This window comes from Pseudomonas sp. NPDC087029 (assembly GCF_044745345.1).
GTDB lineage: Bacteria > Pseudomonadota > Gammaproteobacteria > Pseudomonadales > Pseudomonadaceae > Aquipseudomonas > Aquipseudomonas faucium.
This window is the reverse complement of record NZ_JBIVAB010000006.1, coordinates 1-20,855: the sequence shown is the minus strand read 5'-3', so window position 1 is coordinate 20,855 and position 20,855 is coordinate 1. Positions and strand designations below refer to the sequence as shown.

The 20,855-nt window shown below is 64.7% G+C and carries 21 protein-coding genes; 6 read left to right on the top strand and 15 right to left on the bottom strand.

What is annotated here, in order from left to right; all coding sequences use genetic code 11:
• Positions 1-46: 46 nt before the first annotated feature.
• Positions 47-1,093, bottom strand: coding sequence for a dihydroorotase (gene pyrC / locus ACIPG5_RS12245; RefSeq protein ID WP_176511064.1), 1,047 nt, complete (start codon positions 1,091-1,093; stop codon positions 47-49).
• Positions 1,094-1,223: 130 nt separating this feature from the next.
• On the opposite strand from pyrC, the gene ACIPG5_RS12240 reads away from it, so the two are divergent.
• Complete coding sequence (locus ACIPG5_RS12240; RefSeq protein WP_401375245.1) at positions 1,224-2,204, top strand: OmpA family protein; 981 nt, start codon at positions 1,224-1,226, stop codon at positions 2,202-2,204.
• Positions 2,205-2,334: 130 nt separating this feature from the next.
• A complete protein-coding gene (locus ACIPG5_RS12235; protein ID WP_176511066.1) occupies positions 2,335-3,552 on the top strand; it encodes an argininosuccinate synthase in 1,218 nt (405 codons plus the stop codon).
• A gap of 59 nt (positions 3,553-3,611) precedes the next feature.
• Here ACIPG5_RS12235 and ACIPG5_RS12230 read toward each other — a convergent pair whose 3' ends face one another.
• Positions 3,612-4,076, bottom strand: coding sequence for a hypothetical protein (locus ACIPG5_RS12230; protein WP_176511067.1), 465 nt, complete (start codon positions 4,074-4,076; stop codon positions 3,612-3,614).
• Between the two features lie 261 nt (positions 4,077-4,337).
• Between ACIPG5_RS12230 and ACIPG5_RS12225 the strand changes: the two genes are divergently transcribed.
• Positions 4,338-4,964: a response regulator transcription factor gene (locus ACIPG5_RS12225; RefSeq protein WP_176511068.1), complete on the top strand. Its 627-nt coding sequence runs from the start codon at positions 4,338-4,340 to the stop codon at positions 4,962-4,964.
• A 44-nt stretch (positions 4,965-5,008) separates the two neighbouring features.
• Here ACIPG5_RS12225 and ACIPG5_RS12220 read toward each other — a convergent pair whose 3' ends face one another.
• The 7 genes from ACIPG5_RS12220 to metG form a co-directional block, all read right to left on the bottom strand.
• Complete coding sequence (locus ACIPG5_RS12220; protein WP_176511069.1) at positions 5,009-5,185, bottom strand: PA3496 family putative envelope integrity protein; 177 nt, start codon at positions 5,183-5,185, stop codon at positions 5,009-5,011.
• A 104-nt stretch (positions 5,186-5,289) separates the two neighbouring features.
• Complete coding sequence (gene nth, locus ACIPG5_RS12215; protein WP_176511070.1) at positions 5,290-5,928, bottom strand: endonuclease III; 639 nt, start codon at positions 5,926-5,928, stop codon at positions 5,290-5,292.
• A 4-nt stretch (positions 5,929-5,932) separates the two neighbouring features.
• Positions 5,933-6,457 carry an Rnf-Nqr domain containing protein gene (locus tag ACIPG5_RS12210; RefSeq protein WP_401375239.1) on the bottom strand — a complete coding sequence of 175 codons (525 nt, stop codon included), beginning with the start codon at positions 6,455-6,457 and terminating at the stop codon, positions 5,933-5,935.
• Positions 6,450-7,052 (bottom strand): RnfABCDGE type electron transport complex subunit G, encoded by a 603-nt coding sequence (locus ACIPG5_RS12205; protein ID WP_286912787.1) that lies wholly within the window; start codon positions 7,050-7,052, stop codon positions 6,450-6,452. Before ACIPG5_RS12205 ends, ACIPG5_RS12210 begins: the two co-directional genes overlap by 8 nt.
• Positions 7,049-8,020, bottom strand: a complete 972-nt coding sequence (locus tag ACIPG5_RS12200; RefSeq protein WP_286912790.1) for an RnfABCDGE type electron transport complex subunit D — start codon at positions 8,018-8,020, stop codon at positions 7,049-7,051. Before ACIPG5_RS12200 ends, ACIPG5_RS12205 begins: the two co-directional genes overlap by 4 nt.
• 11 nt (positions 8,021-8,031) lie before the next feature.
• Positions 8,032-8,580, bottom strand: coding sequence for an Rnf-Nqr domain containing protein (locus ACIPG5_RS12195; RefSeq protein WP_401375236.1), 549 nt, complete (start codon positions 8,578-8,580; stop codon positions 8,032-8,034).
• 90 nt (positions 8,581-8,670) lie between these two features.
• On the bottom strand, positions 8,671-10,710 hold the full coding sequence (gene metG / locus ACIPG5_RS12190) for a methionine--tRNA ligase (protein ID WP_401375234.1): 2,040 nt from the start codon (positions 10,708-10,710) through the stop codon (positions 8,671-8,673).
• Between the two features lie 156 nt (positions 10,711-10,866).
• Between metG and apbC the strand changes: the two genes are divergently transcribed.
• Positions 10,867-11,961, top strand: coding sequence for an iron-sulfur cluster carrier protein ApbC (apbC, locus tag ACIPG5_RS12185; protein ID WP_176511075.1), 1,095 nt, complete (start codon positions 10,867-10,869; stop codon positions 11,959-11,961).
• Positions 11,962-12,069: 108 nt separating this feature from the next.
• Here the strand turns inward: apbC and ACIPG5_RS12180 are convergent, their stop codons facing one another.
• The gene (locus ACIPG5_RS12180; RefSeq protein WP_003254922.1) at positions 12,070-12,279 is read right to left on the bottom strand and encodes a cold-shock protein; all 210 of its coding nucleotides are present in this window, start codon (positions 12,277-12,279) and stop codon (positions 12,070-12,072) included.
• Positions 12,280-12,607: 328 nt separating this feature from the next.
• Here ACIPG5_RS12180 and dcd point away from each other — a divergent pair, with 328 nt between their 5' ends.
• Together dcd and ACIPG5_RS12170 are read left to right on the top strand one after the other, a co-directional pair.
• Positions 12,608-13,174 carry a dCTP deaminase gene (gene dcd, locus ACIPG5_RS12175; protein WP_012313046.1) on the top strand — a complete coding sequence of 189 codons (567 nt, stop codon included), beginning with the start codon at positions 12,608-12,610 and terminating at the stop codon, positions 13,172-13,174.
• Between the two features lie 96 nt (positions 13,175-13,270).
• The gene (locus ACIPG5_RS12170) at positions 13,271-13,483 is read left to right on the top strand and encodes a hypothetical protein (RefSeq protein ID WP_176511076.1); all 213 of its coding nucleotides are present in this window, start codon (positions 13,271-13,273) and stop codon (positions 13,481-13,483) included.
• On the opposite strand, the gene pdeM is transcribed toward ACIPG5_RS12170, so the two are convergent.
• From pdeM to ACIPG5_RS12145, 5 genes are all read right to left on the bottom strand, one after another.
• Positions 13,484-14,143, bottom strand: a complete 660-nt coding sequence (pdeM, locus tag ACIPG5_RS12165) for a ligase-associated DNA damage response endonuclease PdeM (RefSeq protein ID WP_401375230.1) — start codon at positions 14,141-14,143, stop codon at positions 13,484-13,486.
• The gene (locus ACIPG5_RS12160) at positions 14,140-16,602 is read right to left on the bottom strand and encodes a ligase-associated DNA damage response DEXH box helicase (RefSeq protein ID WP_401375227.1); all 2,463 of its coding nucleotides are present in this window, start codon (positions 16,600-16,602) and stop codon (positions 14,140-14,142) included. The genes pdeM and ACIPG5_RS12160 overlap by 4 nt, the downstream gene beginning before the upstream one ends.
• A 65-nt stretch (positions 16,603-16,667) precedes the next feature.
• Entirely contained in the window at positions 16,668-17,783 is a 1,116-nt protein-coding gene (locus ACIPG5_RS12155; RefSeq protein WP_176511079.1) for a succinylglutamate desuccinylase/aspartoacylase family protein, read from the bottom strand.
• Positions 17,784-17,865: 82 nt separating this feature from the next.
• Positions 17,866-19,524, bottom strand: a complete 1,659-nt coding sequence (locus ACIPG5_RS12150) for an ATP-dependent DNA ligase (RefSeq protein ID WP_401375223.1) — start codon at positions 19,522-19,524, stop codon at positions 17,866-17,868.
• Entirely contained in the window at positions 19,521-20,537 is a 1,017-nt protein-coding gene (locus tag ACIPG5_RS12145) for a ligase-associated DNA damage response exonuclease (protein ID WP_176511081.1), read from the bottom strand. Before ACIPG5_RS12145 ends, ACIPG5_RS12150 begins: the two co-directional genes overlap by 4 nt.
• Between the last annotated feature and the right edge of the window lie 318 nt (positions 20,538-20,855).

The window sequence follows — 20,855 nt, the reverse complement described above, 5'->3', positions numbered from 1 at the left end:
CCGCCGCCGGCCTGGCCGTCCTGGTCGTCTTCGTAGAGATCTTCGCTCACGCGTTGCCCTCCAGCAGGCGCCAGCGCAGTTTCTCACCGGCGCGCAGCGGGATCACGGTCTGCTCGCCGAAGGGCAGGCTGTCCGGGGCAGTCCACTCTTCGCGGACCAGGGTGATGCTGTCGGTGTTTGCCGGCAGGCCATAGAAGGCCGGGCCATGCAGGCTGGCGAAACCTTCCAGTTTGTCCAGGGCGTTGCGCTGCTCGAAGGCCTCGGCGTACATCTCGATCGCCGCGTAGGCGGTGTAGCAGCCGGCACAACCGCAGGCCGCTTCCTTGGCGTGGCGGGCGTGGGGCGCCGAGTCGGTACCGAGGAAGAACTTCGGGTTGCCGCTGGTGGCCGCGTCCAGCAGCGCCACCTGGTGGGTGTTGCGCTTGAGAATCGGCAGGCAATAGAAGTGCGGGCGAATGCCGCCGACCAGCATGTGGTTGCGGTTGTACAGCAGGTGCTGGGCGGTGATGGTCGCGCCGACGTTGGCCGGCGCTTCGCTGACGAACTGCGCGGCATCGGCGGTGGTGATGTGCTCGAACACCACTTTCAGGGTCGGGAAGCGCTCGACCAGGCGGCGCATGTGCTCATCGATGAAGCGCTTTTCGCGGTCGAACACGTCGATCTCGCTGCGCGTCACTTCACCGTGCACCAGCAATGGCATGCCGACTTCTGCCAGTGCCTCGATGGCCGGGAAGATGTTGTCGATGCTGGTCACGCCCGAATCGGAGTTGGTGGTCGCGCCGGCCGGGTACAGCTTGGCGGCGTACACGATGCCGCTGGCCTTGGCCGCGCGGATGTCCTCGGGGCTGGTGCGGTCGGTGAGGTACAGCACCATCAGCGGCTCGAAACGGCTGCCGGCCGGGCGGGCGGCGAGGATGCGCTCGCGGTAGGCACTGGCTTCGACGGCATTGCGCACCGGCGGAACCAGGTTGGGCATGATGATGGCACGGGCGAAGGTACGCGCCACATCGCCAACGGTATGGGGCAGGACGGCACCATCGCGCAGATGGATGTGCCAGTCGTCGGGACGCAGGAGGGTCAGGCGATCGGACATTGGGGATTCCAGGCGGGTCGAACTCAAGCGCCAATGCTACCGGAAATCCCTGGGCTGAGCACGGCTATCAAGTTTTCCGATCGGCGTCCGATAGCCTCCAGGTAAGCCGTCAGAAATAGTGGAGCCGCCTGTGCGCCAGCGTTACCTAGCCCTGTTGACCCTGTTCGCCAGCCTGCCGGCCGGCGCGCTGACTTTCCAGACCCGCATGGAGAGCATTGCCTGGAAGGTCGAGGGTGACCAGTTCGAATGCCGCCTGATTCAGCCGATCGACGGCTTTGGCAGTGGCGAATTCGTGCGCAGGGCGGGTGAGCAGCCGGTGTTCCAGCTTCGCTCCAGCAGCAATGTGCTCGGCGCCGGTTCGGCGACCTTGCTGGCAGCGGCCGCGCCCTGGCAGCCAGGGCGTGGCGACATCAACCTCGGCGCCGTGCGCATGGCCCGCAACGGTGTGCTGTTCACCACCTCCCAGGGCCAGGCCAGCCGCCTGATCAATGGCCTGCTCGATGGCCGCAGCACCGTGGTGCGCAGCTACGCCAGCGAAGGCGGGCGGCCGATGGAAGTGCGGGTGCTGCCGGTGAGCTTTGCCAAGGCCTACAGCGATTACCAGGTCTGTGCCGGCAAGATGCTGGCGATGAACTACGACCAGGTGCGCCAGACCCAGATCGGCTTCCCGGGGGCAGGTATCGACCTGGATGCCGCGGCCCGCGCGCGCCTGGACCTGGTCGTCGAGTACCTGAAGGCAGACCCGACGGTCAACCACATCGAACTCAACGGCCACTCCGACAACAGCGGCAACCGCCTGACCAACCGCGACACCTCGCGCCGCCGCGCGCTGGCAGTCGCCGATTACCTGGTGGCCCATGGCATCGCCGAAGACCAGATCACCGTGCGCTTCCATGGCGAGCGCTACCCGCTGGTGAAGAACAACAGCGCCGCCAACCGCGCCCGCAACCGCCGCGTGAACATCGAGCTGGACCGCGTCACGCCGATCGAAAAGCCGGCCCAGCAGCCGGCCCAGCAGCCCGTTCCCGCGCCTGCTGCAGCGCCGGCGGCGGCGCCTGCCACCAGCGCCCCTGGCAACGCCCCTGCCACGCCTGCTGCCAAAGCATCCTGAGCGTGCGACAGGGCGTCGCGCCCACGACAGTTCCTGTCGCTTTGTCGTCAGAAGCTGTCGCCCCACTGTAAATTTATCCGTAACGCCGGTAGAATCGGGCCTTTTCCGTACAACCCCGTGGAGTGATGGCATGGCGGACGTAAAAAAGGTCGTACTGGCGTATTCCGGCGGCCTTGATACTTCGGTGATTCTCAAGTGGCTGCAGGATACCTATGACTGCGAAGTGGTGACCTTCACCGCTGACCTGGGTCAGGGCGAAGAAGTCGAGCCGGCTCGCGCCAAAGCCCAGGCTATGGGCGTCAAAGAGATCTACATCGACGACCTGCGCGAAGAATTCGTGCGTGATTTCGTCTTCCCGATGTTCCGCGCCAACACCGTTTACGAAGGCGAGTACCTGCTGGGTACGTCCATCGCCCGTCCGCTGATCGCCAAGCGCCTGATCGAGATCGCCAACGAAACCGGCGCTGACGCCATTTCCCACGGCGCTACCGGCAAAGGTAACGACCAGGTGCGTTTCGAGCTGGGTGCCTACGCACTCAAGCCCGGCGTCAAGGTCATCGCGCCATGGCGTGAGTGGGACCTGCTGTCCCGCGAGAAGCTGATGGACTACGCCGAGAAGCACGGCATCCCGATCGAGCGCCATGGCAAGAAGAAGTCGCCCTACTCGATGGACGCCAACCTGCTGCACATCTCCTACGAAGGCGGTGTCCTGGAAGATACCTGGACCGAGCACGAGGAAGACATGTGGCGCTGGAGCGTCTCGCCGGAAAATGCACCGGACCAGGCCACCTACATCGAGCTTACCTACCGCAACGGTGACATCGTCGCCATCGACGGTGTCGAGAAGTCCCCAGCCACCGTGCTGGCCGACCTGAACCGCATTGGCGGGGCCAACGGCATCGGTCGCCTGGACATCGTCGAAAACCGCTACGTGGGCATGAAGTCGCGCGGCTGCTACGAAACCCCTGGCGGCACCATCATGCTCAAGGCCCACCGTGCCATCGAGTCGATCACCCTGGACCGCGAAGTCGCTCACCTTAAAGATGAGCTGATGCCCAAGTACGCCAGCCTGATCTACACCGGCTACTGGTGGAGCCCGGAGCGTCTGATGCTGCAGAAGATGATCGATGCTTCGCAGGTCAACGTGAATGGCGTAGTGCGCCTGAAGCTGTACAAGGGCAACGTGACCGTGGTCGGCCGCAAGTCGGACGACTCGCTGTTCGATGCCAACATCGCGACCTTCGAGGAAGATGGCGGCGCCTACAACCAGGCCGATGCCGCTGGCTTCATCAAGCTCAACGCGCTGCGCATGCGCATTGCAGCTAACAAAGGCCGCGGCATGCTCTAACTTCAAGTTAGGCAACGCGCATGAAGAACCCCGACACCTGTCGGGGTTTTTTTATGCGTCTATTTCATGAACGGTGTTGTGTTCTCTGGCAGCTCGCTCACGCAAAGGCGAACGCATTGTTGTTTATCCAGGTCGCAGAAAACCCAAGTGCGGCCCAGCGCCTGAGGTTGGGCCAGGGTGTGGAGTATGTGTTGGGTAATCATCGATTGTGCACTTGGGCCAGACAGCATGATGGTAATAGGCTCCTCCTCGCTGCAAGTGAGAGGTTTGCCATTGTTTGCCAAGGTGCTTGCGGCGTTCACGGTTCCGGCGCCGGCAACTTCGGGTTTGTAGAGTGATTTGTAGTTGAAGTTGAGCGTAAGAAAAAACAGCGCTGTGAGAAAAAACGGAAAACCCACCAGGAACCAGGTGTACAGATTCTGGCTCTCATCGCTCAAGAAAGGGAGTGTCGCCAGCGCCGAGGATTCGATGATCCCGGCGAAGATGGCGATGATGGTCAATGGGGCTGCGGGCTGGCTTGTCATCGTGCGCCTCCTGCGCTTTTGCCCATCTATAGCCGAGTATGTCGTGCAAGCGAATGCTGGACTGTTTCCGAGCCATGAAGTAATCCTGCATTTTTCGAGCGGTTTTCAGGTGCGATGAAAATTCCTACTTGTAGGAAAATTCCTAAAGCGACGTAAGGCTCATCTATTCATGTATTTGCTCTGGTGTTTGGCGCGCCATTGAACGTGCGGCTCGGTTAAGGTGAGCCGTCTCAAAGAAAATAATGAATGAATGGATATCGCATGAATAAAGTCCTAATCGTGGATGACCATCCGGTCATACGCCTGGCAGTGCGCATGCTGATGGAGCGGCATGGCTACGATGTGGTCGCGGAAACCGACAACGGAGTGGCAGCCTTGCAGCTTACGCGGGAATACCTCCCCGATATCGTGGTGCTGGATATCGGTATTCCCAAACTTGACGGGTTGGAGGTAATTGCCCGTCTGTCATCTGCCAGCCCCGGAAGTCGCGTGCTGGTATTGACCTCGCAGGCACCTGGGCACTTCTCCATGCGTTGCATGCAGGCGGGCGCGTCTGGTTACGTGTGCAAGCAGCAGGAGCTCACGGAGTTGCTGAGCGCGATCAAGGCGGTGCTGTCTGGTTACAGTTACTTCCCCAACCAGGCCTTGCACAAGTCGCGAGGGCGGGTAGGGGCGGTGAGTGAGATGGAGATGGTCGATCGCCTGTCGGCAAGGGAAATGATGGTGTTGCAGCAATTGGCGCGGGGCAGGTCGAACAAGGAAATCGCCGAGAGCATGTACCTCAGCAACAAGACGGTCAGTACCTACAAGACCCGCTTGCTGCTGAAGCTCAACGCCCACTCGCTGGTAGACCTGATCGAGCTGGCCCGGCGGCACGGCCTTTCGTGAGGCCACAATGCAGAAAGCCTCCGCAGGGAGGCTTTCTGTCTGGACTACAAATCGTAGTCGAAATCGGCGAGTTGCCGCTTCAGGCGGCGTTCTTCCAGCAGGTTGTCAATGGTCCGGCGCTTGCTCAGGTTGGTCTTCGCGGGTTCCACCTGCGGCTCCGCTTCGTCGTCAGCGGTGGCAAAGTCATCTTCGATCGACAGGTCGTCTTTATCGGTACTCATGGGTCGCTCCAAGCCAATGGGCCATTGGCCGTCCTTATAACCAGAAAGCGAAGCCTGGTAAAAAAGATTTTTTCAATCGAAACCCATGCCTTTTCGCTATCGAATCAATCGTCGGACGTCTTCTGCTTGTACTCGCACAAATCTTCGATACGGCAACTGCCACAGCGGGGCTTGCGTGCCTGGCACACATAGCGCCCGTGCAGGATCAGCCAATGGTGCGCATCGAGCAGGTAGTCCTTGGGCACGAACTTCACCAGCTTCTTTTCCACCTCGAGTACGGTCTTGCCTGGCGCGATGCCGGTGCGATTGCTGACCCTGAAGATGTGTGTGTCCACCGCCATGGTCGGCTGGCGGAAGGCCGTGTTGAGGACCACGTTGGCAGTCTTGCGCCCTACGCCCGGAAGGGCCTCGAGCGCTTCACGGGTTTGCGGCACCTCACCGCCATGGCGTTCGATCAGCAGGCGGCAGGCTTCGATGACATTCTTGGCCTTGCTGTTGTAGAGGCCGATGGTCTTGATGTATTGGCTCAAGCCTTCGACGCCCAGCGCGTAGATGGCTTGCGGGGTATTGGCGACCGGGAACAGGCGGGCGGTGGCCTTGTTGACCCCGACGTCGGTGGATTGTGCCGAAAGGGTCACGGCGACCAGCAGTTCGAAGGGCGTGGTGTAGGCCAGTTCTGTCTTCGGGTCGGGATTGTCTTCGTGCAGCCTGCGAAAGATCTCCAGGCGTTTGGCAGCATTCATGGGGTCAACGGGTTCCTTGACGACGAGAGGGGGCGTGGCCCAGACGTAGGCGATTGTACAAGGCCAACAGGCTGCCGAGCAGTAGCAGTGCGCCGAAGCCGAGACTGGCCCCATGCCAGCCCAGGCCTTGTTCGAGCCATTGACGGCTGGCACCGAGCAGCAGGTAGAGCAGCAGCAGGCCCGCCAGCTGCGTGAGCAATTGCCGCCAGCGCCCGGCGGCTGGCAGCAGCCCATCAGCAACCACGCACTGCAGGCAGAGCAGCGCCGGGAAGTGGCCGAGTGCCAAGGCCTGCGGCAATGCCCAGGCGCGCAGCGCCAGTTGCAGGCAACTGACCAGGGCTGCAATCAGCAACAGGCTGGCCAGCCAGTACATTGCACCGCTGAGCCTGGTGCGCAATGGCGCCAGCAGCGCCTGGTGCAGGATGCTCACCAGCAGCATGCCGGTACCCAGGGTAGCGGCTAGGATGAACGTGCCGGTTGCGCCAAGCAGCGGCGCCAGGCCGGCCACCAGCAGGCAATACCTATTCATGGGCGGGGCTTCCCAGCAGCAGCGTGCGATGCTGGTCAAAATAGACCAGCGCCTCCTGCTGCGCAGTGATCACGGCACGCGAGGTAACCGTCGCCCCGGCCAGCTGATCGAAGTCGCCCTGATCGCGCTTGAGCGCCCAGTGGTCATCCAGGCCACGGTTGGCGAATTGCCCCAACCAGTTCACCTGTGTATCGCTGATGCGGCCTCCCAGCCCAGGGCTTTCCTGGTGTTCGATCACTTGCGTGCCAATCAGGCGCCCATCGGCGCTGATGGCGATGACCAGCCGGATTGGCCCGCCATAGCCTTGCACCTGGCTCAGCAGAACCACCGCTGTTGGCACTGCGCCCAGCGTAGCGCGGTAGGCGGCGCTGATATGGCTGTGCGCGGGCTGCTCGCCTGGAAGTGGCAGCGGCTGGCTCAGAGGGTGGTTGTCATAACGTTGTTCAGGCAATACGGCGAGAAACTGCTGCGCGTGCAACTGCTGTTCGGCTTCGAGGATGGGCGCGCGGGTCCATTGGCGCCATGCCAGTGTGGCCGTCACCGTGATCCCGGCCACCACCAGCAGCAAGGCAGCGCCAAGCATGCGCCGGTTCATGGCGCCGCCTGCTGGCGCCGCAAGGCAAGCCGGTCGAGGGCCGGAACCATCAAATTCATCAGCAAGATGGCGAACGCCGTGCCATCCGGGTAGTTGCCCCAGGTGCGGATCAGGTAGATCAGCACCCCGGCGCCAAACCCGAACAGCAGCCTGGCCAGGCCGGCCTTCGGCCCGGACACCGGTTCCGTGGCAATGAAAAAGGCCGCCAGCATGGTCGAGCCGGAGAACAGGTGCAGCAAAGGCGAGCCATTGGAATCCGAGCCGGAGCCATTCCAGGCCAGCAGGCTGAACAGCACCAGCCCGCCCAGCAGGCCCACCGGTGCGTGCCAGCTGTACACCTTGCGCTGCAACAGAAACATCCCGCCGAGCAGCAAAGCCAGGTTAATCCACTCGCCGCCCCGGGCGCCGATGCTGCCGAAGCCCGGGTGGCTGGCGAACAGTTCATCGACGGTCAGGCTGCGGTTGTGGCGCAGGCCATCGAGAATGGTCGGGCTGGCCCAGGCGTCGATCTGCTCGCCACCGCCAAACACCAGGTGCAAGCTGTCGACGAACCCGGGGGGTTGCCCGGGCCAATGGTTCATCTGCAGCGGAAAACTCAGCAGGACGAACGCATAGCCCAGCATCGCCGGGTTGAACAAATTGCGGCCCACCCCGCCGAATGCCTGCTTGCCCAGGCCGATGGCGATGGCCGCCGCCGTCATTGGCAGCCACCAGGGCGCCTGAGTGGGCAGGGCGATGGCCAGCAGCACCGCAGTCACCAAGGCACTGCCGTCGTTCAAGTTGGCGGCCAGCGGCTGGCCGCGCAGGGCCAGCAGGGCGGCTTCGCAGCACAGCGCGCTGGCGGCGCATAGGGCGAGGCTCAGCAGCAGCCCCCAGCCTTGCAGCCAGAACGCTGCCAGCAGCCCAGGGATGCAGGCCAGCAGCACCAGGCCCATGGCAGTGCGCAAGCGCGGGTCTGGTGCGGCGATGCTCGATCCGCTCATTGTGCGAATAATCCGTTGAGTCCCGAGAACGCCATGGCCATCACGCCGGCACCGAGCAGGGTAATGGGCAAACCGCGCAATGCTGTCGGAATCTCGGCATGTTCGCTGCGTTGCAGCAGGTCGTCGAACAGTGCCAGGGCCAGCCAGAAACCAAGCCCGGCCACCACGCTGCAGCCCAGCGTTGCAAGCCACCCGGGCTGATCGGCCATGCCCTGAAGGGCCAGGCCAAGCGCTGTGGCATTGCCCAGCAAAGGCAGCATGAGCCCGGCGCTGGGCCACTGCGGGCGTAACCTTGCCAGCGCTTGCGTCACGCCCCACGCCAGCAGCCCCAGCCAGGGCAGGAGCAGGAACAGGCGCAGGTCTTCGAGCTGCCATGGCGCTATCACCCAGTGCTCCAGCACCTGGCCGCCACAGATGCCCAGGGCGATGGTCAGCGCGCACGCCAGGCCGCACACATGCACCCGCAGGCGTGACAAGGGCTGTTGTTGCAGGAAGAGGTGGCTGACCAGCGCAGCGCTGACCAGAACCAGGACATGATCGTTCATGTAGATGAAGATAGCCGCGTTTCGCCTGCGCGTGCGGCCATGCAGGGGTGGATAAGAATGCCCCGGCACGAAGGCCGGGGCAGGGGGGCGTTACTTGATGCGCTGGCCTGGCTTGGCACCGCTGTCAGGGCTGAGCAGGTAGATCTCTTCGCCGCCTGGGCCGGCGGCCATGACCATGCCCTCGGACACGCCAAAGCGCATTTTGCGCGGCTTGAGGTTAGCCACCATCATGGTCAGCCGGCCTTCGAGCTTGGAAGGGTCCGGGTAGGCCGACTTGATGCCGGAGAACACATTGCGACGCTCGTCGCCGATGTCCAGGGTCAGCTGCAGCAGCTTGTCGGCGCCGGGCACCGCTTCGGCCTTGACGATCAGCGCCACGCGCAGGTCGACGGCGGCGAAGGTGTCGAACTCGATTTCCGCCGACAGCGGGTCCTTGGCCAGTTCGCCGTTGCCGGCCGGGGCCTTGGCTTCGGCGGCCAGCAGGTCTTCCTTGCTGGCGGCGACCATGGCTTCGACCTTGGCCGGCTCGATGCGGCTCATCAGTGCCTTGAACGGGTTGAGCTGGTGGTTTTCCAGGCGCGACTGGTGGTCGTTCCAGGTCAGCGGCGCGACGTTGAGGAAGGCCTCGGCGTCGGCAGCCAGCACCGGCAATACCGGCTTGAGGAAGATCACCAACTGGCGGAACAGGTTGACGCCCTGGGCGCAGATTGCCTGCACTTCGTCCTGCTTGCCTTCCTGCTTGGCCAGCGACCACGGGGCCTTGTCGGCGATCCAGGCGTTGGCGCGGTCGGCCAGGGCCATGATTTCGCGCATGGCGCGGCCAAAGTCGCGCCCTTCGTAAGCCTCGGCAATCGACGGGGCGGCGGCGAGGAAGGCCTCGGTCAGCTCCGGTGCGGCATCGCCGGCAACCATGACGCCGTCATTGCCCTTGTGGATGAAGCCTGCGCAGCGGCTGGCAATGTTCACCACCTTGCCGACCAGGTCCGAGTTGACCTTCTGCACGAAGTCCTCGAGGTTCAGGTCGAGGTCGTCGACGCCACGGCCGAGCTTGGCGGCGTAGTAGTAGCGCAGGTATTCCGGCTGCAGGTGGTCCAGGTAGGTGCGGGCCTTGATGAAGGTGCCGCGCGACTTGGACATCTTGGCGCCGTTGACGGTCAGGTAGCCGTGCACGTTGACCGCGGTCGGCTTGCGGAAGCCCGCGCCTTCGAGCATGGCCGGCCAGAACAGGGCGTGGAAGTTGACGATGTCCTTGCCGATGAAGTGGTACAGCTCGGCCTTGGAGCCTTCGTTCCAGAACGCGTCGAAGTCGAGCTCCGGGCGGCGTGCGCAGAGGTTCTTGAAGCTGGCCATGTAGCCGATGGGCGCATCCAGCCAGACGTAGAAGTACTTGCCAGGCTCGCCCGGGATCTCGAAGCCGAAGTACGGCGCATCGCGCGAGATGTCCCACTCCTGCAGGCCTGAGTCCAGCCATTCGGCGAGCTTGTTGGCCACCGCGTCCTGCAGGGTGCCGCTGCGGGTCCACTGCTGCAGCATGGTCTGGAAGTCCGGCAGCTTGAAGAAGAAGTGCTGGGAGTCACGCAGTACCGGGGTGGCACCGGAAATCGCCGACTTCGGGTTCTTCAGCTCGGTTGGGGCATAGGTGGCGCCGCACTTTTCGCAGTTGTCGCCGTACTGGTCTTCGGCCGCGCACTTGGGGCAGGTGCCCTTGATGAAGCGGTCGGCCAGGAACATGCCCTTTTCCGGGTCGAAATACTGGGTCACCGAACGGGTGGCGATGTGCCCGGCGTCACGCAGCCGCGTGTAGATCAGGCTGGACAGCTCGCGGTTTTCTTCGCTGTGGGTCGAGTGGAAGTTGTCGAAGTCCACCAGGAAATCGGCGAAGTCGCCGCTGTGCTCGGCTTGCACGTTGGCAATCAGCTGCTCGGGAGTGATGCCTTCCTTTTCGGCGCGCAGCATGATGGCCGAGCCGTGGGCGTCGTCGGCGCAGACGTAGATGCACTGGTTGCCGCGTAGTTTCTGGAAGCGAACCCACATGTCCGTCTGGATGTACTCGAGCATATGGCCAAGGTGGATGGATCCATTGGCATAGGGCAGGGCGCTGGTAACGAGAATCTGACGTGGCTCGGACATAGTGGCTCGGCTACTTATTCGGCTCGGGTAAAATTGAGGGTGATCGGCCACTATAAAGGGCTCGCGAATATATTTCACCCCGCGCACGCATCTGCTGACGATTGACGGGTTAGGATAGGCGCCTGTTTCACATTCAGTTTGCCAATGGGAGTGTCCATGAGTGTCGTCACCCGTGCCGCCGTCGAAGGCGCGCTTCGCCAGTACACCGACCCCTACCTGAACCTGGACCCGGTGAGCGCCGGTTGCGTGCGCGCCATCGATATCCAGGGCGGGCAGGTCGCTGTGCAGTTGCAGCTCGGCTATGCCGCCGGCCTGTTCAAGAACGGCTGGGCCCAGGTGCTGCAGACCGCGATCGAGAACCTCGAAGGCGTCACCTCGGCGCAGGTGTCGATCGATTGCGTGGTCGCCGCGCACAAGGCCCAGGCCCAGGTGCCGGCCATGGCCAACGTCAAGAACATCGTCGCGGTGGCCTCGGGCAAAGGCGGTGTCGGTAAATCGACCACCGCGGCCAACCTGGCCCTGGCCCTGGCCCGCGAAGGTGCCCGGGTCGGCATTCTCGACGCCGACATCTATGGGCCCAGCCAGGGCGTGATGTTCGGTATCGCCGAAGGCACGCGCCCGCAGATCCGCGAGCAGAAGTGGTTCGTGCCGATCAAGGCCCATGGCGTGGAAGTCATGTCCATGGCGTTTCTCACCGACGACAACACGCCCATGGTCTGGCGCGGCCCGATGGTGTCGGGGGCGCTGCTGCAGCTGGTGACCCAGACCGCCTGGGACGACCTCGATTACCTGGTGATCGACATGCCGCCAGGCACCGGTGATATCCAGCTGACCCTGGCGCAGAAAGTGCCGGTGGCCGGCTCGGTGATCGTCACCACGCCCCAGGACCTGGCCTTGCTCGATGCCAAGAAGGGCGTGGAAATGTTCCGCAAGGTCAACATTCCGGTGCTCGGCGTGGTGGAGAACATGGCGGTGCACATCTGCTCGAACTGCGGCCATGCCGAGCACCTGTTCGGTGAAGGCGGTGGCGAGAAGCTGGCGGCGCAGTACGGCGTCGAACTGCTGGCCTCGTTGCCATTGTCGATGCTGATTCGCGAGCAGGCCGACAGCGGCAAGCCGACGGCGATCGCCGAACCAGAAAGCCAGATTGCCATGGTCTACCAGGAACTGGCCCGCCAGGTTGGGGCGCGGATCGTGCTGCAGGAAGCGGCGGCGCCGGCGATGCCGAGCATTACCATCAGCGAAGATTGATCGGCGCACCGTGTCGTTGCCTGGCAGGCAGCGACACGGGTTTTCAGCCAGGCATAAAAAAACCCGCCAGAAGGCGGGTTTTTTTGAAAGCTAGGAAGCTAAATCGACTTAGGCGATTTGAACTTCTTCAGCCTGCATGCCTTTCTGGCCGCGGGTAGCGACGAAAGTAACAGCCTGGCCTTCTTTCAGGGTTTTGAAGCCGTCAGCTTGGATGGCTTTGAAGTGCACGAACAGGTCGTCGCCCGACTGAGGGGTGATGAAGCCGTAGCCCTTCTCATCGTTGAACCACTTAACAACACCGGATTGACGGTTGGACATTTTTCTGTCTCCTTGGACAAAGTTGAAAACGGTCAGGAAAATCCCTGGCCGGGACTGAGCGCAAAGAGAGCAGAAAATTCAGCGATGGGCCGATCAGGATCGTGCATCAAACTAGAGATTCTCGGTGTCACGTGCAGCACAGTGGCGCCACCTTAACCCACTTTCCGCAGCCTGCCAATCTCCAAGATGGCCTTTGATGAAATTCAGATCGGCGGCGGCCGCAACCCCCGTCCGGCGCGGGATACGGCGCGGAACTTCAACTTGGGCGCCGGGACCGGTAAGATGCGCGTCTTGTTTTTCACCTCGCAACCCTTCAGGACACCCCGCCATGAGCATCAAATCGGACAAGTGGATTCGCCGCATGGCGCAGGAACACGGCATGATCGAACCGTTCGTCGAGCGCCAGGTGCGCGGCGAGCACGACAGCCGGGTCATCTCCTTCGGCGTCTCCAGCTACGGCTACGACGTGCGTTGCGCCGACGAATTCAAGGTGTTCACCAACATCAATTCGGCCACCGTCGACCCGAAGAACTTCGACGCCGGCAGCTTCGTCGATGTCAAAAGCGATGTCTGCATCATCCCGCCGAACTCCTTCGCCCTGGCCCGCACCGTCGAGTACTTCCGCATTCCGCGCAATGTGCTGACCATCTGCCTGGGCAAGAGCACCTACGCGCGTTGCGGCATCATCGTCAACGTGACGCCACTCGAGCCCGAGTGGGAAGGGCACGTGACCCTGGAGTTCTCCAACACCACCACGCTGCCGGCGAAAATCTACGCCAACGAAGGCGTGGCACAGATGCTCTTCCTCGAATCCGACGAAGAGTGCGAAGTGTCCTACAAAGACCGTGGCGGCAAGTACCAGGGCCAGCGCGGCGTCACCCTGCCGCGTACCTGAGCCGACGAGCGCGGGGAATTCCCTGCGCCTTTGGCACTCCAACGGGTAACCGTGCCGATGTGCATGAAGCGCATCGGCTCTCGTCAGGAGCAGCCAATGAAACTCCATCCCGCAATCAGCGCGAAACTCGCGGTGCTGCAACCCAACCAGGTCGGCATGCTGCCTTGGTCGTTGCTGGCCCACCCGCTGCCGATGCAGGCCGGGGGCGTGCCGCACCAGCCCGAACCCGACACCCCACAGCCGCCCGAGCCCAGCGAGCCAGGCGACCCCATCCGGCCCGACGAGCCGCCTCCCGCGCCTGTGGCGTGATCAACCTCCCAGCGCCCAGACCTGCCCGTCGCCGGTGACGAAAACCCGCGTTTCGTCGCCGGGGGCGACCGTGTAGCCCCCGGTGAATTCGCCGAAGGCCGGCAGCAGGCTGAGCCGGGCATCGAGCACGAAGCACGGCAGGCGCAGTTTCTGGCGTGCTCGGCCGCGCAGCAGGTACACCGGATGCACATGGCCTGCCAGCACCGGGTGCTCAGGGTGAGCGGTCGGCTCGTGCTGCAAGGCGAAAGGCGCCAGCAGCCAGGGTTGGTCGATTACCTCGATGCTCAGTTCGGCTGGCGGGTCGCCTGCGTGGCGATCGTGATTGCCGCGAATGAGCACGATCTGCAGCCCATCGTGTCGACTACGCCACTCCCGAAGCCTGGCCAGTGTGTTAGGTGCCCGCGCCGTGCGTGCATGGATAAAATCGCCAAGGATCACCAATTGCCTGCAGTCGTATGCCGCCAGCAGGGCGTCCAGGCGCGCCAGGGTCGCCTCGGTGGTGCCCCGCGGCACCGGCTGGTGCAACGCCCGGTAGCTCGCGGCCTTGCCGATATGCACGTCGGCCACCAGCAATGTGTGGCGGGCAGGCCAGTAGATGGCCTTGTCGGCGAGCAGCCATAGGGTTTGGCCGCAATGCTCGACAACCAGATGACTGTTCATTGCGCGCCGCTGCCGCGTGAGGCTGCTTTTTCCAGGTCCGCCACCATCCGCGCGATGCGATCCGCCAGCTTCTCCGTGCTCAAGGTTTCGCGCATGCCCTCCACCAGCAAGGTGAAGGCCAGCGGCCCTGGCCTTTGCAGCGCCTGCAGGTCCAGCCGCAGCTGGCTCATCTTGTGCAGCTGGCGCTGCAGCCGCTCGATTTCCAGCTCTTCGCGCAGCACTTCATCGCGTGCCTGGCCAAGCAGCAGGTTGCTGGCGTCGTGTTTGCGAAATACCTCGAAAAACAGCCCGCTGGAGGCCTGGATCTGCCGGGTGCTTTTTTGCGCCGCAGGGTAGCCGCCGAACACCAGGCCGGCGATCTGGGCAATTTCGCGAAAACGCCGCAGGGCCATCTCCCCGGCGTTCAGGCTGGCCAACACATCCTCCAGCAAGTTCTCGCTGGATAGCGCGCCAGGCAGGTGCGCGGCCCAATCCACGGGGCTCGGGCTGAGCAGCTCGAAGCCGTAGTCGCTCACCGCGATCGACACCGACAGCGGTTGAGTGCGGCTGACGCGCCAGGCGATGAGGGTGGCCAGCCCAAGGTTGGCCATGCGCCCGGCGAAGGGGTAGAGAAACAGGTGCGAGCCCTGGCGCGATGCCAAGGTCTCGGCCAGCAGCGTCTGCGTGGTGGGCAACGCCGACCAGCGAGCCTGCAGCGCCAGCAGTGGGCGCACCGCGCGCATTTCCGGGCTGGCGTAGCGGCCATGGGCGGCGCCATCGAGTTGCTCGACCAGCGCATCGGCCAGTTCGCTGGACAGCGGCATGCGCCCGCCATTCCAGCGGGCCACCGCGGCTTTGCGGGCGGTGCTGCGGCGGACATAGGCCGTCATGTTCTCGACCCTCACCAGCTCCAGCACGCGCCCGGCAAAAACCAGCGTGTCGCCTGGCCGCAGGCGGGCGATGAAGGCCTCCTCGACGCTGCCCAGGTGCTTGCCGCCGCCCCCCTTGCTCCAATACTTGAGCTGCAGGCTGGCGTCACTGACGATGGTGCCGATGCCCATCCGGTGGCGCCGCGCCAGGCGCTCGCTGGCCACCCGCCAGATGCCGTCGGGGTGGGCTTCGACGCGTTGGTAGTCGGGGTAGGCGCTCAGCGAGCTGCCGCCATGGCTGACGAAATCCAGCGCCCACTGCCACTGGCTGTCGCGCAAGTCGTGAAATGCCCAGGTATCACGCACCTCGGCCAGCAGCTCTGGCGGGCGAAAGCCTGCGCCCAGGGCCATGCTGACCAGGTGCTGGACCAGCACGTCCATGCACAGGCGCGGCGAGTTGCGCGCCTCGATATGCCCCGCCGCCAGCGCCTCGCGCGCTGCGGCGGCTTCCACCAGCTCCAGGCTGTGGGTGGGCACCAGGGTGATGCGCGAGCGCCGCCCCGGCGCATGCCCGGAGCGCCCGGCGCGCTGCATCAGGCGTGCGATGCCCTTGGCCGAGCCGATCTGCAGCACCCGCTCCACGGGCAGAAAATCCACGCCCAGGTCGAGGCTGGAGGTGCAGACCACCGCCTTGAGCGTGCCCTGTTTGAGGTTCAGTTCCACCCAGTCGCGGGTCGCCCGCGCCAACGAGGCATGGTGCAAGGCAATCTGGCCGGCCCAGTCAGGGCGCGCATCGAGCAAGGCCTGGTACCACAGCTCGGCCTGGGCACGGGTATTGGTGAACACCAGGCTGCTGGCACAGTCATCGAGTTCATGGGCGACCTGGTCGAGCATCTTCAGGCCCATGTGGCCGGCCCAGGGAAAGCGCTCGATGGCCGGCGGCAGCAGGGTATCGACCACCAGGCGTTTGTCCTGGCGGCCGCGTATCAGCTGGCCGCCGTGGGGCAGCAGCACTTGCAGGGCGTGAGTCAGGTTACCCAAGGTGGCCGACAGGCCCCAGGTCACCAGGCCGGGCGTCCAGCGGCGCAGGCGGGCGAGGGCGAGCTGCAGCTGCACACCACGCTTGTTGCCGAGCAGTTCGTGCCATTCATCGACCACTACCAGGCGCAGGCTGGCGAAGTCGTTTTCGGCCTGGGCGCGGGTCAGCAGCAAGGTCAGGCTCTCGGGTGTGGTGATCAGCGTGCTCGGCAGGCGCCGGGCCTGGCGGGCGCGTTCCGCGCTGCCGGTATCGCCGCTGCGGACCCCGACGGTCCAGTTCAGGCCCAGGTCGCCCAGCGGGGCTTGCAAGGCACGGGCGGTGTCGGCCGCCAGTGCACGCATGGGGGTGATCCACAGCACCTGCAGCGCAGCGGGTTGGCGGGCAGGGGCAGCGTCGGCAAAGGCGCGCAGGGCGCCCAGCCATACGGCGTAGGTCTTGCCGGCCCCGGTGCTGGCGTGCAGCAGCCCGGATTCGCCACGGCCGATGGCGGCCCACACTTGCCGCTGGAAGGCGAAGGGCTTCCAGCCGCGGGCAGTGAACCAGGCGCTGGCAAGGTCGGTAGAAGCAGGCATGCGCGGTGGTCCTTGCAGGGCTGTGCTTCTACAGACCGCTGGCCAGCGCTATTGGTTTTACCGAATCAGTTGGCCAGCAGGTAGCCGCTGCGGCATACCTGCTCGCCGGCGAGATGGGCGATGACCATGCCTGCGGTGGCCATGCGGCGCACGCTGCGGGCGTAGAGCAGCCCGGGCTGCTCGGCGCGCACGGCAGTGACGCGGTCGCTGATGGGGTCGATGACCTCGGCGATCAGTTGCCCAGCCTCGACCTGCTGGCCAGGGCGCACGTGATACACCAGCAAGCCGCCCAGCGGCGCCGACACCGGCTCCACCGCCGCCAGCGGCGTGGCCGGGCGTGGCAGTGGCGGCAGCGGCGCGGGGCTGCCTTCGATGACCCCGGCATGGGTCAGGTAGTCGAGGATGGCCTGGCAGTCCTGGGTGGCAAGGTCATGGCTGACGTCGGCCTGGCCCCGCAGTTCGACCGTCACCGCGACGCTGCCCAGGGGGATCGGGTAGCGCTTGCCGAAGCGTTGCTGCAGCTGCCACCACACCAGGCTGAAGCATTCGTCAAACGACTGCCCGCCGGAATCGGTGGCCAGCAGGCTGGCCTGGGCGCCCAGGTAGCGCGCCAGCGGCTCGACCTGGGGCCAGGCTTCGGGCGTGGTGTAGAGATGTTCGACGGCTTCGAAGTCGCAATGCAGGTCCAGCACCAGGTCGGCGTCGCAGGCCAGCCGCTGCAAGGTCAGGCGTTGCGATTGCAGGGGCGTGCGGGCCGGGTGGGCGTCGAGGCCACGGCGCAGGTACTCGCGAATCAGCGCCAGGTTGTGCGCGGGGTCCTGGGTCAGGTGGCCGTCGATCTGGTCGCCGATGCTGTCGGAAAGGTCGACGAATTTGCGGTTGAAGTTCTCGCCGCTCTGCAGCTCGAAACGCCCCAGCGGCGCGTCGAGCACCACCTGTTCCAGGCCCACCGGGTTGGCCACCGGCACCAGGATGATCTCGCGGCGCAGGCGCCCTTGCTGCTCCAGTTCGGCGAACCGGCGCTTGAGGTGCCAGGCAACCAGCATGCCGGGCAGTTCGTCGGCGTGCAGCGAGGCCTGGATATACACCTTGGCGCCACCGCGCGGGCCGAAGTGGAAGCTGTGCAGCTGGCGGCTGATGCCGGGTACGGGGGAGAGTAGGTCGTGGGTCGTATGGTGCATGGTGGTCCTGGCGGCGTGGCGAAAACAATCTGCGACAAAGATAGAAGCATAAATTTGGCCAGCGCGCCTCACCGCGTGGCGATCAGGCCAGCAGTGCCTGCAAGGTGGCCAGGTCGTCGGCTTCTTCCACCGGTTTGTCCAGGCGCCAGCGCAACATGCGCGGAAAACGCACGGCAATTCCGCTCTTGTGCCGCTTGGACAAGGCAATGCCTTCGAAACCGAGCTCGAACACCAGCGTCGGGGTGACGCTGCGCACCGGGCCAAAGGTTTCCACCGTGGTCTTGCGGATGATGGCATCGACCTTGCGCATTTCATCGTCGCTGAGCCCCGAATAGGCCTTGGCGAAGGGCACCAGGGCGCGCTGCGGGGTGCCGGCCGGGGCGTTCCACACGGCAAAGGTGTAGTCGCTGTAGAGGCTGGCGCGCCGGCCATGGCCGCGTTGCGCGTAGATCAGCACGGCGTCGACACTGAACGGGTCGATCTTCCACTTCCACCACAGGCCCATGTCCTTGGTCCGCCCCACGCCGTACAGGGCCTCGCGCTGCTTGAGCATCAGCCCTTCGACGCCCAGGCTGCGTGACTGCTCGCGCTGCTCGGCGAGCGCTTCCCAGCTGTCGCCATGCAGCAGCGGCGAGAGCCGTACCGGGCCCAGCGAGTGGTTATCAACCAGCCATTGCAGTTGCCGGCGGCGTTCATGTTGCGGGCGGTTGCGCCAGTCCTCGCCTTGCCATTCCAGCAAGTCGTAGGCCTGCAGGATCACCGGCGCGTCGGCCAGCAGCTTCTTGCCCAGGGTCTTGCGCCCCAGCCGTTGCTGGAGCAAGGCAAAGGGCTGCACGGCCAGCGCGTCGTTGCTGGCGCCGGGTTTCCAGACCAGGATCTCGCCATCGAGCACGACGCCGTCCGGCAGGCTCTGGGCCAGGCTGTGCAGCTCGGGGAAGCGCTCGGTGACCAGTTCTTCGCCGCGCGACCAGACCCACAGCGTGCCCTCGCGCTTGACCACTTGGGCGCGGATGCCGTCCCACTTCCATTCGACCTGCCAGTTACTGGGCGGGCCGAGCAAGGCGTCGAATTGCTCGGTGGGCGCTTGCAGGGCGTGTGCCAGGAAGAAGGGGTAAGGCTGGCCGCCACGCTGCAGGTGTTCATCGGCCGATTCGGCGGCAATCAGCTTGTGGTAGGCCTGCGCCGTGGGGCGGTGGCCGATGTCGGTATAGCCGACCAGGCGCTGTGCCACCCGTTTGCTGTCCAGGCCGGCCAACTGCGCCAGGGCGCGGGTGACCAGCAGTTTCGACACGCCGACGCGAAAGCTGCCGGTGATCAGCTTCAGGCAGAGCATCAGGCTCGCCCGATCGAGCTGCGCCCAGAGCAGGGGCAGGCGCTCACGTATGCGTTCCGGGGCCAACCCGCGCAGCGGCAGCAGGTGCGCCTCGACCCAATGGGCCAGGCCCTCGTCGTTGCCTGGATGGGTTTCTGGCAACACCAGGGAGATGGTTTCTGCCAGGTCGCCCACCGCTTGATAGCTCTCCTCGAACAGCCACTCCGGCAGGCCGGCCAGTTCTGTGGTCAGCTCGCGCAACAGGCGGGTTGGCACCAGTTGCCGAGGCCGGCCGCCGGACAGGAAGTACACCGCCCAGGCGGCATCTTCGGCCGGTGCGCTGGCGAAGTAGTCGCGCAGGGCCTCGAGCTTGGCGTTGCTGGAGGTGGTCGCATCCAGGCGCAGATACAGCGCCGCAAAGGTTTTCATGGCTCCGGCTCCGTGGCAGGTGCGTCGTCTTCGTCGCCGTATTCGGTGACGAATGACCGGGCATCCAGGCCCTGTTCATTGAGGTAGCGCACCAGCACGTTGACCGAGCCGTGGGTGACCATCACCCGTTCGGCGCCGGTCTGGCCGATGGCCCACAGCAGCCCGGGCCAGTCGGCGTGGTCGGAGAGCACGAAGCCGCGATCCACGCCGCGCCGGCGGCGGGTGCCGCGCAGCAGCATCCAGCCGCTGGCGAAGGCGTCGCTGTAGTCACCGAAGCGGCGCATCCAGCTGCTGCCGGCCGCGGAGGGCGGCGCCAGCACCAGGGCCTGGCGCATCAGCGGGTCGTTACGTGGAATGTCGCCTGCGTAGCGTGTTGAGGGCAGGTGCACGCCTGCTTCGCGGTACACCCGGTTCAGCGGTTCGACTGCGCCGTGCACCAGGATCGGGCCGATGCTTGGGTCCAGGCCATGGAGAATCCGCTGCGCCTTGCCGAAGGCGTAGCAGAACAGCACGCTGGCCTTGCCCTGGTCGCGGTTGCTGCGCCACCAGCTGTTGATGCCGGCGAAAATCTGCGCCTGCTCGGGCCAGCGGTAGATGGGCAGGCCGAAGGTCGATTCGGTGATGAAGGTGTGGCAGCGCACCGGCTCGAAGGGGGTGCAGGTGCCGTCGGGTTCGACCTTGTAGTCGCCGGAAGCCACCCAGACTTCGCCCTGGTGCTCCAGGCGCACTTGCGCCGAGCCCAGCACATGCCCGGCCGGGTGCAGGCTGAGGGTGACGCCGTGGTGCTGGATGCGCTCGCCGTAGGCCAGGGTCTGCAGGTCGATGTCCTGGCCGAGGCGGCTGCGCAGGATGCCGGCGCCGGGGGCGGCCGTCAGGTAATGGCGATTGCCGCTGCGGGCGTGGTCGCCATGGCCGTGGGTGATGATCGCGCGTGCCACCGGGCGCCAGGGGTCGATGTAGAAATCACCGGGCGGGCAGTACAGGCCTTCGGGGCGGGCGATGACGAGGTCCATGGCGTGGGCGCTGGTAGCTGGGGTTATCAGTTAGGAGCGGGGCCAGGGTTGGGAAGTTCGTTTGGGTTGGGTCGGGGGGAGGTGCTTGTCGTGGGTTTTTTAGCGGTTTTGAAATCGAGCGCCGCCCGCGCGGCGCATCGCGGATAAATCCGCTCCCACATTTGTTGCAACGTGCCTATGCCTGATAGGCCATGGTTGTCAGCCTGGGTGGTACGACACGATGTCTCGGCGGGCACCAAAGGCGGACAACCATGGCCTGACAGACCGTGGCACGTTGCAACAAATGTAGGAGCGGATTTATCCGCGATGCGCCGCGCG

Bases quoted from the DNA above. Each gene is read 5' to 3' on its own strand.
- dcd (WP_012313046.1), top strand. From the start codon at position 12,608: ATGAGCATCAAATCGGACAAGTGGATTCGCCGCATGGCGCAGGAACAC.
- ACIPG5_RS12225 (WP_176511068.1), top strand. From the start codon at position 4,338: ATGAATAAAGTCCTAATCGTGGATGACCATCCGGTCATACGCCTGGCA.
- metG (WP_401375234.1), bottom strand. From the start codon at position 10,710: ATGTCCGAGCCACGTCAGATTCTCGTTACCAGCGCCCTGCCCTATGCC.
- ACIPG5_RS12230 (WP_176511067.1), bottom strand. From the start codon at position 4,076: ATGACAAGCCAGCCCGCAGCCCCATTGACCATCATCGCCATCTTCGCC.
- ACIPG5_RS12210 (WP_401375239.1), bottom strand. From the start codon at position 6,457: ATGAATAGGTATTGCCTGCTGGTGGCCGGCCTGGCGCCGCTGCTTGGC.
- ACIPG5_RS12155 (WP_176511079.1), bottom strand. From the start codon at position 17,783: ATGCACCATACGACCCACGACCTACTCTCCCCCGTACCCGGCATCAGC.
- pdeM (WP_401375230.1), bottom strand. From the start codon at position 14,143: ATGAACAGTCATCTGGTTGTCGAGCATTGCGGCCAAACCCTATGGCTG.
- ACIPG5_RS12235 (WP_176511066.1), top strand. From the start codon at position 2,335: ATGGCGGACGTAAAAAAGGTCGTACTGGCGTATTCCGGCGGCCTTGAT.
- ACIPG5_RS12220 (WP_176511069.1), bottom strand. From the start codon at position 5,185: ATGAGTACCGATAAAGACGACCTGTCGATCGAAGATGACTTTGCCACC.
- ACIPG5_RS12195 (WP_401375236.1), bottom strand. From the start codon at position 8,580: ATGAACGATCATGTCCTGGTTCTGGTCAGCGCTGCGCTGGTCAGCCAC.
- ACIPG5_RS12170 (WP_176511076.1), top strand. From the start codon at position 13,271: ATGAAACTCCATCCCGCAATCAGCGCGAAACTCGCGGTGCTGCAACCC.
- nth (WP_176511070.1), bottom strand. From the start codon at position 5,928: ATGAATGCTGCCAAACGCCTGGAGATCTTTCGCAGGCTGCACGAAGAC.
- pyrC (WP_176511064.1), bottom strand. From the start codon at position 1,093: ATGTCCGATCGCCTGACCCTCCTGCGTCCCGACGACTGGCACATCCAT.
- ACIPG5_RS12150 (WP_401375223.1), bottom strand. From the start codon at position 19,524: ATGAAAACCTTTGCGGCGCTGTATCTGCGCCTGGATGCGACCACCTCC.
- apbC (WP_176511075.1), top strand. From the start codon at position 10,867: ATGAGTGTCGTCACCCGTGCCGCCGTCGAAGGCGCGCTTCGCCAGTAC.
- ACIPG5_RS12160 (WP_401375227.1), bottom strand. From the start codon at position 16,602: ATGCCTGCTTCTACCGACCTTGCCAGCGCCTGGTTCACTGCCCGCGGC.
- ACIPG5_RS12145 (WP_176511081.1), bottom strand. From the start codon at position 20,537: ATGGACCTCGTCATCGCCCGCCCCGAAGGCCTGTACTGCCCGCCCGGT.
- ACIPG5_RS12180 (WP_003254922.1), bottom strand. From the start codon at position 12,279: ATGTCCAACCGTCAATCCGGTGTTGTTAAGTGGTTCAACGATGAGAAG.
- ACIPG5_RS12205 (WP_286912787.1), bottom strand. From the start codon at position 7,052: ATGAACCGGCGCATGCTTGGCGCTGCCTTGCTGCTGGTGGTGGCCGGG.